General features: G+C 64.1%; 15 protein-coding genes. 9 read left to right on the forward strand and 6 right to left on the reverse strand.

Annotated elements, in window-relative coordinates:
- Nucleotides 1-10 precede the first annotated feature (10 nt).
- A complete protein-coding gene (locus CT676_RS21260) occupies nucleotides 11-688 on the reverse strand; it encodes a DnaA/Hda family protein (RefSeq protein WP_135215301.1) in 678 nt (225 codons plus the stop codon).
- A gap of 112 nt (nucleotides 689-800) precedes the next feature.
- Nucleotides 801-1,343 carry a CDP-alcohol phosphatidyltransferase family protein gene (locus CT676_RS21265; RefSeq protein ID WP_063983669.1) on the reverse strand — a complete coding sequence of 181 codons (543 nt, stop codon included), beginning with the start codon at nucleotides 1,341-1,343 and terminating at the stop codon, nucleotides 801-803.
- Between the two features lie 154 nt (nucleotides 1,344-1,497).
- Here CT676_RS21265 and purM point away from each other — a divergent pair, with 154 nt between their 5' ends.
- A complete protein-coding gene (gene purM, locus CT676_RS21270) occupies nucleotides 1,498-2,571 on the forward strand; it encodes a phosphoribosylformylglycinamidine cyclo-ligase (RefSeq protein ID WP_071914604.1) in 1,074 nt (357 codons plus the stop codon).
- 14 nt (nucleotides 2,572-2,585) lie between these two features.
- Nucleotides 2,586-3,239 carry a phosphoribosylglycinamide formyltransferase gene (purN, locus tag CT676_RS21275; RefSeq protein ID WP_166105757.1) on the forward strand — a complete coding sequence of 218 codons (654 nt, stop codon included), beginning with the start codon at nucleotides 2,586-2,588 and terminating at the stop codon, nucleotides 3,237-3,239.
- A gap of 94 nt (nucleotides 3,240-3,333) precedes the next feature.
- Here the strand turns inward: purN and CT676_RS21280 are convergent, their stop codons facing one another.
- On the reverse strand, nucleotides 3,334-3,540 hold the full coding sequence (locus CT676_RS21280) for a cold-shock protein (RefSeq protein ID WP_007591938.1): 207 nt from the start codon (nucleotides 3,538-3,540) through the stop codon (nucleotides 3,334-3,336).
- A gap of 372 nt (nucleotides 3,541-3,912) precedes the next feature.
- Between CT676_RS21280 and CT676_RS21290 the strand changes: the two genes are divergently transcribed.
- Nucleotides 3,913-5,067: an autotransporter outer membrane beta-barrel domain-containing protein gene (locus CT676_RS21290; RefSeq protein WP_135215302.1), complete on the forward strand. Its 1,155-nt coding sequence runs from the start codon at nucleotides 3,913-3,915 to the stop codon at nucleotides 5,065-5,067.
- Between the two features lie 20 nt (nucleotides 5,068-5,087).
- Here CT676_RS21290 and CT676_RS21295 read toward each other — a convergent pair whose 3' ends face one another.
- Nucleotides 5,088-6,128 carry a LysR family transcriptional regulator gene (locus tag CT676_RS21295; protein WP_071914600.1) on the reverse strand — a complete coding sequence of 347 codons (1,041 nt, stop codon included), beginning with the start codon at nucleotides 6,126-6,128 and terminating at the stop codon, nucleotides 5,088-5,090.
- Between the two features lie 71 nt (nucleotides 6,129-6,199).
- On the opposite strand from CT676_RS21295, the gene CT676_RS21300 reads away from it, so the two are divergent.
- The 4 genes from CT676_RS21300 to CT676_RS46085 all read left to right on the forward strand — a co-directional run bounded on the left by CT676_RS21300 (nucleotide 6,200) and on the right by CT676_RS46085 (nucleotide 8,218).
- Nucleotides 6,200-6,817 carry a hypothetical protein gene (locus CT676_RS21300; RefSeq protein ID WP_063983665.1) on the forward strand — a complete coding sequence of 206 codons (618 nt, stop codon included), beginning with the start codon at nucleotides 6,200-6,202 and terminating at the stop codon, nucleotides 6,815-6,817.
- Nucleotides 6,804-7,424, forward strand: coding sequence for a GNAT family N-acetyltransferase (locus CT676_RS21305; protein ID WP_063983664.1), 621 nt, complete (start codon nucleotides 6,804-6,806; stop codon nucleotides 7,422-7,424). The genes CT676_RS21300 and CT676_RS21305 overlap by 14 nt, the downstream gene beginning before the upstream one ends.
- Before the next feature lie 25 nt (nucleotides 7,425-7,449).
- Nucleotides 7,450-8,013 (forward strand): isochorismatase family protein, encoded by a 564-nt coding sequence (locus tag CT676_RS21310; protein WP_063983663.1) that lies wholly within the window; start codon nucleotides 7,450-7,452, stop codon nucleotides 8,011-8,013.
- Nucleotides 8,014-8,086: 73 nt separating this feature from the next.
- Nucleotides 8,087-8,218: a hypothetical protein gene (locus CT676_RS46085; protein WP_256468603.1), complete on the forward strand. Its 132-nt coding sequence runs from the start codon at nucleotides 8,087-8,089 to the stop codon at nucleotides 8,216-8,218.
- A 30-nt stretch (nucleotides 8,219-8,248) separates the two neighbouring features.
- Here the strand turns inward: CT676_RS46085 and CT676_RS21315 are convergent, their stop codons facing one another.
- Together CT676_RS21315 and CT676_RS21320 are read right to left on the reverse strand one after the other, a co-directional pair.
- Entirely contained in the window at nucleotides 8,249-9,841 is a 1,593-nt protein-coding gene (locus CT676_RS21315; protein ID WP_275552117.1) for an FAD-dependent monooxygenase, read from the reverse strand.
- A gap of 95 nt (nucleotides 9,842-9,936) precedes the next feature.
- Entirely contained in the window at nucleotides 9,937-10,683 is a 747-nt protein-coding gene (locus CT676_RS21320; protein ID WP_135215303.1) for an IclR family transcriptional regulator, read from the reverse strand.
- A gap of 155 nt (nucleotides 10,684-10,838) precedes the next feature.
- On the opposite strand from CT676_RS21320, the gene CT676_RS21325 reads away from it, so the two are divergent.
- Both CT676_RS21325 and CT676_RS21330 read left to right on the forward strand, forming a co-directional pair.
- A complete protein-coding gene (locus CT676_RS21325) occupies nucleotides 10,839-12,170 on the forward strand; it encodes an MFS transporter (protein ID WP_193560898.1) in 1,332 nt (443 codons plus the stop codon).
- Nucleotides 12,171-12,365: 195 nt separating this feature from the next.
- The gene (locus tag CT676_RS21330; protein ID WP_135215304.1) at nucleotides 12,366-13,748 is read left to right on the forward strand and encodes an aspartate aminotransferase family protein; all 1,383 of its coding nucleotides are present in this window, start codon (nucleotides 12,366-12,368) and stop codon (nucleotides 13,746-13,748) included.
- Nucleotides 13,749-13,901: the final 153 nt, after the last annotated feature.

A 13,901-nucleotide genomic window follows, 5' to 3' on the forward strand; every position in this document is an offset into this window, starting at 1 on the left:
GGCGGAAGGGTCAGGCGTCCCGAAGCAGCTCGGCGGCCAGCGCCCGCGTGACGGGGCGACCGAGGCGCAGGGCCTCGCTGTCGAGCAGCTGCACGGCCTCCCGCGCGGCCGCCGAGGACCGCTCCAGGCGGGTGGCGAGGTAGCTGACCACGCTCTCATCCACGGTGAGCTGGCGGTCGGCACAGAACTTGACGATCAGGCCGCGGAAGAGCTGGTCGTCGGGCGGCAGCAGCGAGATCACAGGCACCGCGCGCAGCCGCGAGCGCAGGTCGCGCAGCTCGATCTCGAGCGACGCCGGTACCTCGCGGCCGGTGAAGAGCAGGTAGGCCCCATCCTCGCGGGCGAGGTTCATCAGATGAAACAGGGCCCGCTCGTCGAACTGTTTTGCCTTGAGATCCTCAACCACCAGCGCGCCGGTGGCGAGCGCGCCCGGGACGTTTTCGGCGGTCAGCCCATTGGCTGTGGTCGAGCGGGCGCCTGAAGCCTCGGCCCAGATCGCGGCGAGATGGCTCTTGCCGCTTCCTTCCGGGCCAGCCAGCCACATGATCCGGTTCGGCCATTCCGGCCAGGCATCGATGAGGGCAAGACCGGCTTCGTTGGCGGGGCCTTCGAGGAAATTATCCCGGCTGAGGCTCTCCGCGTGCGGAAGCGAGAATGCCAATTGTCGGGGATGAACGCGGCCTGCCACGCTTGCTGTGCTCCGTGCCGGCGCGCCGGCTTCGTTTGAAGAGATTCGACGTCATCGAGCGGGAGTTGGCCTTTTGCGGGGCCGCATCCCGGCTCATTTGGCCTCGATCGTGCTACTTGGCTTCGATCGTACTCATGTGCCGCAGCCACTCGACGAGATAGAGCGACACGGAAGAGAGCGTGAAGACCGTGACGAGGCCCATCAGGATCATATCATAGGGCGCCGGTTTGAAGCCGAAGGCCAGGGAGGCCAGCACCAGCGCCGCATAGGCCACCTGGGCGGCGGTGTTGAGCTTCGACACCTTCGACGGCTTCATCTCGACCGGCTTGTCGAACAGCCAGGACACGATCACGGCGGCGACGATCATGATGTCGCGCGACACCACCAGGATCACGATCCAGCGCGGGATGTCGCCCCAGATCCCCAGTGCCAGATAGATCGAGACCAGCAGCGCCTTGTCCGCGAGCGGATCGAGCAGGGCGCCGAGCTCGCTCGTCATGTTGAAGCGCTTGGCGAGGAAGCCGTCGACCGCGTCGCTCACGCCGGCAATGAGGAAGACGGCGAACGCAACCTCCATTTGGCTCGACACGATGGCCCAGACGATGATTGGGACCAGCATGATGCGGCCCAGGGTAATGATATTCGGAATACTCACGCGGCGCTTCCTGGCACCCGGCCTGATCTCGAATCCGGCCCGTTTGAAGGCTGAACCGGTTGATATCTACATAGTATAGGGCGGGGCGCCACGCTTGCCATTGCGCGTCCCCGGAATTCGACGTAACCAGCCGCAAACCCACTGGAAATCGGGCATGACCGACCGCAAAAACGGCCTCACTTACGCCGATTCAGGCGTCGATATCGACGCGGGCAACCGCCTGGTCGATCTGATCAAGCCGATGGTGCGCGCCACCGCGCGGCCCGGCGCCGACGCCGAGATCGGCGGATTCGGCGGCCTGTTCGACCTCAAGGCGGCCGGTTTCAAGGACCCCGTCCTGGTTGCCGCCACCGACGGGGTCGGCACCAAGGTCAAGATTGCGATCGAGACCGGCCTGCATGGCGGGATCGGCATCGACCTCGTCGCCATGAGCGTCAACGACCTCGTGGTGCAGGGCGCCGAGCCGTTGTTCTTCCTCGACTATTTCGCCTGCGGCAAGCTCGACCCGGAGGCGACCGCCTCGATCGTCGCCGGTGTCGCCGAAGGCTGCCGCGAATCCGGCTGCGCCCTGATCGGGGGCGAGACCGCCGAGATGCCCGGCCTCTACAAGGACGGTGACTACGACCTCGGCGGCTTTGCCGTCGGCGCCGCCGAGCGCGGTACCTTGTTGCCGCGCAAGGACATCGCCGCGGGGGATGCCGTGATTGGCCTTGCCTCGTCCGGCGTGCACTCCAACGGCTTCTCGCTGGTGCGCAAGATCGTCGAGCAGTCCGGCCTCAGCTTCGAGGCGCCGGCCCCGTTCGCGCCGGTCATGACGCTCGGCGGCGCGCTGCTGACGCCGACGCGGCTCTACGTCAAATCCTGCCTGCGTGCGATCCGAGAGACCGGCGCGGTGAAGGGGCTTGCCCACATCACCGGCGGCGGTTTCACCGACAACATTCCACGCGTGCTGCCGAGCCATCTTGGCGTCGGCATCGATCTGGCGCGCCTGCCGGTGCTGCCAGTGTTCAAATGGCTGGCTGCCCAAGCCGGCATCGCCGAGCTCGAGATGCTGCGCACCTTCAACTGCGGCATCGGCATGATCGCGATCGTCGAGCCCGACAAGGTCGATCAGGTCGTGCAGGTCTTCAGCGATGCCGGTGAGACGGTGGCGCAGCTTGGTACCGTGATTCCGGCCGAGGGCGAGCATCGTGTCGTCTATAACGGCCACCTCGACCTGGCACCGTGATGACTGGCGCTGTGATGAAGCGGCGCGTCGCCATCCTGATCTCCGGCCGCGGCTCCAACATGTCCGCGCTGATCAGGGCCGCTGCTGCACCGGATTTTCCGGCGGAAATCTCGCTCGTCATCTCGAACAAGGCCGACGCTCTAGGGCTCGAACGCGCCAAGGCGAGCGGCGTGAACACGCTGGTGATCGAGAGCAAACCGTTCGGCAAGGACCGGGCCGGCTTCGAAAAGCTGCTGCAGGCCGCGCTCGACCAGCACGGCATCGAGCTGATCTGTCTCGGTGGCTTCATGCGCCTGTTCACGGCCGAGTTCACCAAGGCCTGGTACGGTCGGATGCTCAACATCCATCCCTCGCTGCTGCCGTCGTTCCCGGGTTTGGACCCGCACGGTCAGGCTTTGCGCGCCGGCGTCAAACTGTCTGGTGCGACAGTGCACTTCGTCATCCCCGAGACCGATGCCGGCCCGATCGTGATGCAGGGCGCGGTTCCCGTCAGCGACCACGACACGGGCGCTACGCTGTCGGAGCGCATTCTCGAGGTGGAGCATCGCATCTATCCCGAAGCGCTGCGGCTGCTTGCGACCGGCAAGGTTCGGATCGAGGGCGATGTGTGCAGGACGGACGGAAGCGGGCCCTCGGAGAATTTCCTGGTATCGCCGGTGGTGCGCTGAAGCGCCGTCGCACCGTGTTTCGTCTTCGCAAACAAAATCCCCCGGCAGAGCCGGGGGCATCGTCACGATCTCTCGCGCGAGGCTTTGAGAGAAATCAGGAGACCTTGAGGTTCTCCGCGGATGCTTTGCCGCGGTTCTCCACGAGGTCGTATTCAACCACCTGGTTCTCATTAAGGGTCGAGAGTCCGGCACGCTCGACGGCCGAGATATGGACGAACACGTCCTTATCGCTGCCGTTCGGCTTGATGAACCCATAGCCCTTGGTCGGGTTGAACCATTTGACGGTGCCCTTTTGCGGCATCGCTCATCTCCTCCACTAGATACAAAAAAGACGCAGCCGCAGTTTCGCGTGCCACGCCACAAACGGGCTTCCGGTAGTCTGTTCGAGTCTCAATGTCGCGAAACGCACAGCCGAGCGGCCAATTCCGATTGTGTCCAATATTGCAACATGAAATTCGCGCGTTAGCAAGCGGTGCACGGCTTTCAAGATCGCGGCGGGTGTCGCTGTCTGCTATTTGCGACCTGTGGCAAGGGAACCACAATCGAGGCAATAGCCCCGCTCCAGCGCGCCAACCGGTTGACCCTGCGTGGCAGTTCGGCACAAATCGCCGCAAGCGCGCGCCGTTCGTGTTGCATTTTTGCGCTCCGCCACTTTGCTTCGGGATTGGTCGTTATGCGCTGCGCCCTGCAGCTCTCCGGGACACGGCAGACGGTCGGGCTGGGCCGTGTCCGCCGGATCGCGGCTGCGCTCGTCATGGCGTTTGGACTCGTCGTGATGATGTCGGCGACATCAGCGTTTGCGCAGAGCCCGACGCCCACGCCGACCCCGACCCCGACACCCGCGCCGTCACCGACCCCCATGCCGACCGCGACCAATTACGACCAGTCGGCCGGCAACAGTGCGCTCAATCTTGGCTCCAATTTCCTGGAGCGGCTCGGCAACCAGGCCTCTAGCGGCGTCAACCGTGCATCGCGCACCAATCCCGGTGGGGGCGGCGCCTCGGCGAGCACGGAGGATCCGCTCTACCGCACCTGGTTCGAAGGCTATGGCATCTCGGTCCGGACCGACGCGCAGGGCGATTTCCTTGGCGACAAGCGCAAGACGTTTGGCGGTGTCGCCGGCTTCGGCGCGCGGGTCGCGCCGGGCGTCAATCTCGGCTTCTCCTTCGACCAGAGCCATACCGACATCGACGTGCCGCTGGCGCTCCAATCGGCGACGCTCGACCTGACGCAAATCGGTTTCAACGGCTCGGTCGACAAGGGACCGTGGACCTGGGCGTTCGCGGTGGTGCACGGTTTCGGCAAGGTCCGTTCCAGCAGGGACACCGGCGTTGGTCTTGCGACCGCGGGTTATCGTGCTGCGATCGACGGTGGCCTGACCGAGATCAGCTACTACTGGACCAAGGACCAGATGCGCATCGTGCCCAAGGGCGCGCTCGAATATGTGCGCGCCACCAGCGCTGCGTTCCAGGAGGCCGGAGGGCTCGATCCATTGAACGTCGGCTCCTCGGCACTCTCACGCGCACGCGTAATGATCGGCGCGGAGATCGGGCGCTACTTCATCTACGACCAGAAGATCCTGGACCTGTCGGCCTACGGCAAGTTCGTCGACAATTTCTACCAGAACCTGGGATCGGTGCAGGTCAGCCTGGGCACCCAGAGCATCGTCGTTCCCGGCATCGGGGAGAGCCGTTACGGCATGGATGCCGGCGCCTCGGCCTCGCTCAGCCTCACCAGCGTCGCGCGGCTCTACATCAACTATGATGGTAAGTTCCGCAACGAGCTGACGTCGCACCAAGGCACGGTCGGCTTCGAATACAGATGGTGAGGGCGAAGTGCCCCCTTCGCCTAAGTTGGCGTTGCCGCGACATAACCCGTTAGCCCAAAGCCCTCGCGCGCGGCCGTCATCATTGGCACCAGCGCATTCGGATGGATGAACTCGTCGCGGAAGCAGGGATAGGTCTTGGCATCGAAGATCTTCTTCAGCCAGTCGACCACGATCTTGTGGCGCTCGGAGTTGCGGAATTCCTTGTGATAGGTGAGCCAGAGATCGGCGTGGTGGCTGACACCGAGATCGACGGCAACGAGCGGTGCGCCGAGCGCGATCGACACGGTCGGCAGGAAGCCGATGCCGGCGCCGCGCTCCACCGCATAGAGCACGCCGACCGAGGAGTTGGTCTTGATCCCGACGATGCCTTCGAGCGACTTCAGTCCAAGCACGCGGGCGTAGGCGCCGTCGTCGACCTGCGGCGCGCTCTGCTTGATGATGCGATGGTTCTTCAACTCGGCGAGGGACGCCGGCACGCCGTAGAGGTTCTCGTATTCCCTGGAGACGAAGGGATAGATGTGCAGGCGGCCGAGCTTGGCGACGATCAGGTCGGGATTGGTCGGCGGCTCGAGCTGGATCGCGATGTCGGATTCAAGCCGGGCGACGTCGGCCTGCTCCATCGCGCAGCGCAGATCGACGGTGATCTTGCGATAGGTCTTCTGGAAATCGATCAGCCGCGGCAGGATCCAGAAATTGCCGGGGCCTTCCGTCACCGCGACGCGCACGGTGCCTGACGTGTCGTTCGACGATCGCGAGGCACGCCGGAAGACGTTGAAGGCATGACGCTCCATATGCGCGACGTCGGCGATCATCGCGGCGCCTTCATCGCTGAGCGTCAGTCCGCTCTGGTCGCGCAGGAACAGCTTGCAGTCGATGCTCTCTTCGAGCCGGTCGATCCTGCGCATCAGCGTGGTGGAGGTGAGGCCGAGTTCTTCGGCCGCGTTGCGGAAACTTTTATATTTTGCGCACGCTAAAAAGAGTTTCAAATCGTCCCAGGACGCGTCCAGGGCTTCTTCACGGTGCTGCATCAAAGCAGCACCCCGGTGCAATAACTGCTGCATACGCCAGATCCCCAACCGCTAAGGTCATCGTCATAGCGGGGCACTAAATCCTCGGACGATAGAGGGGTGACATGAGTATGGAAAGGGGCTCCTTTGCCGCAAGGCATGATTTCGATGCATTGCCGCTCAGTCCGGACGTCGATGTCCGATGTGCGCAATCTTCCGAAATTGCTGCGCTTTCCGACATGGCGCACCGGCTGGTGCCGGGTGTGCAGATCGGAACGGCAGAGCTTGCACGATATTTCACGTTCGATCCTCAGAGCATCCTGACGTTCAGTCGCAAGGGCAATCTGGTCGGCGGCATGGCCTTCTTGTTCCTCAACGACCGCGGACATGATGCGCTGCTGCTCGACGAGATCTGCCTGACCGCACCCGAGACGCGCTATCTCGCTTCCGCGAAGGAAGACGTTGCAGCGATCTACATCTGGGCGATCGCGGCGACGGGCCGCGGTATCGCCGGTCTCGGCAAGGCCGCGGCTCATCTACGTCAGGTAAGGTTTCGCGGCGCGGATTGCTATGCGCAGCCGTCAACCGTGGCCGGACGCGACATCATGAAGGCGACGGGATTCGACCCCGTCCCGAGCTTCCAGCCCGATCTCTGGTGTTACGAGCGGCCCTGGCATCGGCAGCCGATGCGGATGCCGGGCGCGATCATCCAAACAAGGAGTTTTGCAGATGCACGGCACTAGGATTCCCCTCGCCAAGCCCGACTCCCGCGCCATCACCATTCGCCTCGCGCGCGATCCCAACGACCTCATGCTGGTCACCGCCATTCGCGCGGCGGTCTATCTCGCCGAGCAGGATTGTCCGTTCGACGAGGAGTTCGACGGCAACGACATGGTCGCAGCGCACTTCATCGGTTACGTCGGCAACGAGCCTGCGGGTTGCCTGCGGGTACGCTTCTTCGGGGATTTCGCCAAGGTGGAGCGGCTCGCGGTGCGTCATCAATATCGGCGCTCGCGCGTCTCGTTCAAGCTGGTCCAGGCGAGCGTCGACTATGTGAAGCGCAAGGGCTTTCGCAAGATCTACGGCCAGGCGCAGGACCGGCTGGTCGATTTCTGGGCTCATTTCGGCGCCAAGCCGCTCGGTCACAACCGCAAGATCACCTTCTCGGATTTCTCCTACACGGAGATGCTGCTGGAGATCGAGCCGGGGCCGGACGCCATCACGCTGGACAGCGATCCCTATGTGATCATTCGCCCCGAGGGCGATTGGGACCGGCCCGGCGTGCTCGACGCATCCGCGGGGCGGGCGGTGACCTCGCCGCTACGGGACCTCGCACTCGCCGATCACTGAAATTGGTGCAGCTCTGCGCAAGACAATGCTGGCTTCCATTACCGATGATCCGTCGATCCTGGTCTGTGCGGATCTCCAGGTCGAATATCTGACCCCCGGGCGTCGCCATGTCATCCTCGACGGCGAAGCCGCCACCGTGCGCTGCCTGGAGCTCCTGACACTGTGGCGCACCAATCTCTGGCCGGTGATGCATCTGAAGCGCATCGCCCAGGCGGCGTGGTTCAATCCGGCATCCAGGCTGACCGATTGGATCGCGGAGGCGAAGCCGCGACCCGGCGAAATGACTTTCGAGCACCCGTTGCCGTCGGCCTACAGCTCTTCGCGGTTCGTGGACTACATGTCCAATATCCGCAATGTGCGCTGCATTCTGGTCGGCTTTTCCCTGGACGAAACCATCCTGGCCACCGCCGTGGACGGGTTTCACCGCAGCCATCGCTACCAGATCGTCGCTGACGCCGTGGCCTGCCGGCAGCCGGGCACGGGCGATGCCGCCGTCTACAAGCAGTCGGTGGTGAATGTGATCGGGAATTTTGCTACAGTCCATGCCAGCGCCGAACTGATCAGAACCAGCGGCGCCATCGCGGTCTAGGCGGCCGTGGTCGGCGGATGGATGGGGTGGGACATTGTCACGGGGGGACGAGCTCAAGGAGCTGGCAAGCGATTTGTCGCGTGCTGTGGAGACGGCGCGCAGCGTCGGCTTGCCCACGACGGTCTATCTGCTCTCGATGGCGCTGGTGGAGGTGAGGGAAGCCGCTCGCGCTGCCGACGAAGAGGATGACGACGGCGCGGCGTAGGGTTTCGGGCCTGCGGCGAAAGCGTTTCTCTCAGGATCGGCCGATGGCGCGCATCAGGATATCGGATGCGTCATCAGCGTTGTCGCCCGCGTAGGCGACGAATTGATCGGGCCGCACCAGGATCAGCCGCGCCTCGTATTTCTCGCGTCCGCCTGATGCGGTGTCCCTGATCACCGTCAGCGGGATGCCAAGCCGCGCGGCGGCTTGCTCGAGAGCTGTTGCCGCGGCGCCGTCCGTCAGATCGATCAAGGTGAAGCCGTCGCCCAATTCCTCGAACACGTTTTTGCCTGACGACAGAGGTTGCGGGGTGAGATGATGACCTGCGCGCGCCGGATAGGCGTGCGAGCCGATCGCGCTGCAGACAGCGCCGGCCGGACCAAAGACGATTGGTGACCCCTCGTAATTCGGCTCGAAGGCGTTGACCTCGGCGCGCGCGCCGGAGTGCCGCTCGTGCCAGGCGGCCTCGAAATCCGCCCGATCGCGCGCTGGATCGTGCCGGCGAAGAAAATCGCGGTCGCGGAAGATCGGCGTCTCGATGAAATCGCGCGCAGTGGACGCAAACACCGGACGCCGCTCGGCATCGTAGCTGTCGAGCAGACCGGCTGGCGCCCAGCCTTGCAGCGTCGCGGCGAGCTTCCACGCCAGATTTGCGGCGTCCTCGAAGCCGGTGTTGATGCCATAGCCGCCGTAGGGCGGATGGCTGTGCGCGGCATCTCCGGCGACGAAGACGCGGCCGGCGCGGTAGCTGTCCGCGACCGTGAAGCGAAGATCCCAGAATCCGATGTGCTCGAACTCGATGTCGAATTGTGCGCCGGCGGCATCGTGCAGCAAGCGTCGGAAATCGAAATTGTCGGCGGTGGTGTCCGCGGGAACGGGGGCATGGAAGAACCAGGTGCTGCCGAGATCGACCCGGCCGAAGAACTTCCAATAGCCCTCGAGGTCCGGATGCAACACGCTGTAGAACGACTTGCCTGGAAAGGCCTCGAGCAGTCGATGCAATTCGACGGAGCGAAACACCAGCAGCACCATCAGCCGATCGTGGTCGGAGCGGGTCTGGGTGATGCCGGCGCGTTCGCGCACGATCGATCGGCTGCCATCGCAGCCGATCACGTAGTCGGCGCGAAGGCTCTGCATCATCCCGTCGCGATTTTCGATGTCGAGGCTCACGCCCTCGGCGTCAGGCCGGACATCCCGGCAGGTCCAGCCGTATCGCAGGTCAATAGAGGGAAGCTGTGCCGCCCGTTGCCGCAACACGGCTTCGGTCGCGTATTGCGGCAGGCGTTCGTTGTCGGTGAAATAGAAGGGGCGGACGAGTTCGCGCTGCAGCCAGTTGTAATTGTAGCCGCTGAGCAGCGTCCCGTAGCTGGTCATTCCGCCGATGCCATAGTCGGGAGGAATGGTGCGGGCCGCGCGCAGCGCTGCCTCCGCGCCCCAGAAATGGAAATGCTCCATCGTCCGCTGCGTGAGGTTCTGTCCCTTGGGGATCGGCTGCGGCTGTTCGTGGCGTTCCACGACGATGGTGCTGATGCCGCGCTGGCCAAGGCCGATCGCCAGACCCATCCCGACCGGTCCGCCGCCGACGATCACGACGGGCGCGTCGCTATCCGCTGAAGCCTGCCTCACATCGCTTCCCCACGATTGTCATCGCGCGAGGCGCGATCGCTCGTCCTCATGAGATGTCGCACGGATTTCGTCAAGTAAAATCTCAAATAGTGAGATTAGCATGTCATTGCCTCGGAGATTTGCCGGGCCGCTTCGCTGACCTCCGCGCTGATGCGATCGATCAACTCGCCCTTGGCATGTGGTCCGGCGATCGTGATGCAGAGGCTTGCGATCGGGTAGCCCGCATCGAGGATCGGCGCGGCGATCCCGACCGCGCCCGGTGTCACTTCGCCAAAGGCAACGGCGACGCCGGCGCGCCGCACGCGTTTCAGCGCTGCCAGGATTTCGTCGGAGGTGTCGCCGACGCCGACGCTGCGCAGATCGGCGGCATAGCGCGTCACCAGTGGCATTACGCGTTGCTTGGGCAGAAAGGCCATGATCGAGCGCGCGATTGCCCCACGTCCCATCGCCATCGGTCGGCCGCGCGGATAGCTGCTTACGGGATTCACGACAGAGGCGATTGAAGCCACGCACAGCATCTTTTCGCCATACCAGCGCACGACTAGGGCCGTACAGGGGTGCGCGGCCGACAGCCGCTCCAGATACGGGGTGGCTGCTGCGATCAGCGGATCGGAACGGCGGCTGAGATAGTCCATCTCCACCACGCGCGGGCCAAGCGCGAACCGGCCGCCGCGCGTCGGCATCACGAAGCCGCTGTCCTTCAAGCTCTTCAGATAGCGATACAGCGTCGGCCTTGTGTAGCCGAGCTCCTTCATGAGCTCTTCGGGCGACCATTGCGGCCGTGCCTCGGTGAAGAGATCGAGCACGGCAAGAACCCGATCCTGACTGTTTGCTTTGACCAAGTGAGATTCGATCCAGCTTCGCGTATTCGCCGTGATACCCGCATTCGCGCCGGCCGCAAAACGGCGGCGCGGTAGCGGCTTGCCTTCGCTATAATCTCACTATAAGAGATTTTAAGAAGAATAATAGTGCATGAGCTGCCGGGGAGGGGTTGGGCATGGCTGTCACAGCTACGGATGAGATCGTGTCGGGCACGGTCGACGTTCCCGCCTATGTCGATCGTCAGCCGGTCGGCGCCTTTCAGATCCGGGTTCTGCTCGTCTGCGCCGCGGTGCTGTTCATCGACGGCTTCGACACCCAGGCCATCGGTTATGTCGCGCCTGCAGTCGCGCAGGAATGGAAGCTGGCACGCGGGAGCCTCGGACCGGTGTTCAGCGCGGGGCTTCTGGGTCTCATGATCGGCGCCCTGATCTTCGGTCCGATGGCCGACAGGATCGGTCGCCGCCGCATCATCCTCGCAAGCGTGCTGGTGTTCGGCATCGGGACGCTGCTCACCGTGTTCGCGGTGGACACGACCTGGCTGATCGCGTTGCGCGTTCTGACCGGTCTTGGTCTCGGCGGTGCAATGCCCAATGCGATTGCGCTGACCTCCGAGTTCAGCCCGCATCGCCGCCGCGCCACCATGGTCATGATCATGTTCGCAGGCTTTTCGATCGGTGCGGCCCTGGGCGGGCTGCTGGCAGCCGCCATGATCCCCGCTTTCGGCTGGCGCTCGGTGTTCCTCGTCGGCGGCCTCGTGCCGCTGCTGCTTCTGCCTTTCCTCTTCAAGGCGTTGCCGGAGTCGATCCGGTTCCTGGCGATGATGGGCGGCCGCGACCGCGAGGTGGCGAACCTCCTGCAAAAGATAGCCCCGGGGGTATCCTTCGCCGGCAATGCCAAATTCGTTGTCCAGGAGCCCAAATTGTCGGGATTGCGCGTCGCGCATTTGTTTGCGGAGGGCCGCGCTTCGGTGACGGTTCTGCTCTGGGTCGTGTTCTTCATGAGCCTGCTCGACCTGTATTTGCTGTCGAACTGGCTGCCCACCGTGCTGAACGATCTCGGCGTGTCGGTTTCGGGCGCGGCCGCGATTGGTGCGATGCTCCAGGTCGGCGGCGTGGTCGGCACGTTCACGCTCGGCCAGTTCATCGACCGCTTCTCGTTTCGCGCGCTGTCGCTGACCTATCTCGTGGCGGCGGTCGCGGTTGCGGCCGTCGGCATGGCCAGCCATTCGATCGTCCTGGTTACGATCGCGATCTTCGCGTCGGGATTTTGCATCGTCGGGGGACAGATCGCCTCGAACGCGCTGACGGCGACCTTCTATCCGACGGCGATCAGGTCGACCGGCGTGGGCTGGGCGCTGGGCATTGGCCGCATCGGCTCGATCGTGGGGCCTCTGATCGGCGGCGTCATGCTGGCCCGCGACATGGGACCGCAGCCGCTGTTTGGAGCTGCGGCCGTCCCGGCATTGATCGCCGCGGCGGCGGCCTTCGTGCTGGCACGGCGAGGCTAGCCGAGGCGATATATCCTGCCGAAGTGCCAGCGCTGCTTTCCTGCAACGCTCGTGTGCGCTTGTTGCCAACGAAATGACGTTGCAAGTTGCGGCCTGCCGCAATAGCCAAGATGTCGACGTTTTCTTTGGACAAGCTCGTCGTTTGGACAGGTCTGCGTCATGACCTCCAATGACGCACCGTTGAGGAATCCCGCAATGTCCATGCTGCCCAATTCGCAAGAGGCCCGGGATGTGGCCTACCAGCTCCATTCCTATACCAACGCGCGCGCGCATCAGCAGGCCGGTCCGCTGGTGATCGAGCGCGGCGAGGGTCCTTACGTGTTCGACGCGTCGGGCAAGCGCTATTTCGAGGCCATGGCCGGCTTGTGGAGCGTCGGGCTCGGCTTCAACGAGAAGCGGCTGGTCGAGGCGGCGCACAAGCAGATGCTGGCGCTGCCGTTCTACCATACGTTCTCCGCCAAATCGCACGGACCCTCGATCGACCTCGCCGAGAAGCTGGTGGCGCTCGCGCCGGTGCCGATGAGCAAGGTGTTCTTCACCAATTCCGGCTCGGAGGCGAACGACACCGTCCTCAAGCTGATCGCTTATCGCTCCAATTCGCTTGGCCAGCCGCAGCGCAAGAAGATCATCAGCCGGATGCGCGCCTATCACGGCGTCACCATTGCCTCGGCAAGCCTCACCGGCCTGCCGAACAACCACCGCTCGTTCGACCTGCCGCTGCCCAACATCCTGCACACGGGCTCGCCGCATTTCTACAAGGACGGCGCGCCCGGTGAGAGCGAGGAGGCGTTCGCGACGCGCCGGGCCGAGGAGCTCGACGCGCTGATCCAGAAGGAGGGCCCGGATACGATCGCGGCCTTCTTCGGCGAGCCGGTGATGGGCGCGGGCGGCGTCGTCGTGCCGCCGGCGACCTATTGGGACAAGATCCAGGCCGTCCTGAAGAAGTACGACATCCTGCTGGTCGCAGATGAGGTCATCTGCGGCTTCGGCCGTACCGGCAAGATGTTCGGCTGCGAGACCTACGGCATCAAGCCGGACGTGATGGTGGTCTCCAAGCAGATCACCTCGAGCTATTTCCCGCTGTCGGCGATCATCCTGAACGACCGCATGTTCGAGCCGATCGCGGACGAGAGCAACAAGATCGGCGTGCTCGGCCATGGTTTCACCGCGGGCGGCCATCCCGTCGGCTCGGCCATTGCGCTGGAGAATCTCAAGATCATCGAGGAGCGCGGCCTGGTCGCGCACGCCGCCGAGCTCGGCGGTTACATGCAGGGCAAGCTGCGCGAGCTCACGAGCGATCCGCTGGTCGGTGAGGTCCGCGGCGTCGGCATGATCGCGGCGATCGAGCTCGTGCTCGACAAGGGGCGCAAGACCGCCGCCAGCACGCCCGGCGCCGTCGGCGGCATCGCCAGCCGCATGCTCCAGGAGCGCGGCGTGATCTCACGCAACATGCTGGATGCCATCGCCATCTGCCCACCGCTGATCGTCACCAAGGCCCAGATCGACGAGCTCATCGCGGCGATCACGGGCGTGCTGAACGACATGAAGCCGGAAGTGGCGAAGCTGACGCCGGCGTAGGCTCTCTCCTCGTCATTGCGAGGAGCCCGCAACAAAATTGCGAAGCAATTTTGCGCTGGCGACGAAGCAATCCAGACCGTCTCCGCGGAAAGATTCTGGATTGCTTCGCTTCGCTCGCAATGACGGCGTTGATGCAGTGAGCGTCGATTTATC

Origin of the sequence: Bradyrhizobium sp. MOS001, assembly GCF_004634465.1 — a bacterium.
Lineage (GTDB): Bacteria > Pseudomonadota > Alphaproteobacteria > Rhizobiales > Xanthobacteraceae > Bradyrhizobium > Bradyrhizobium barranii.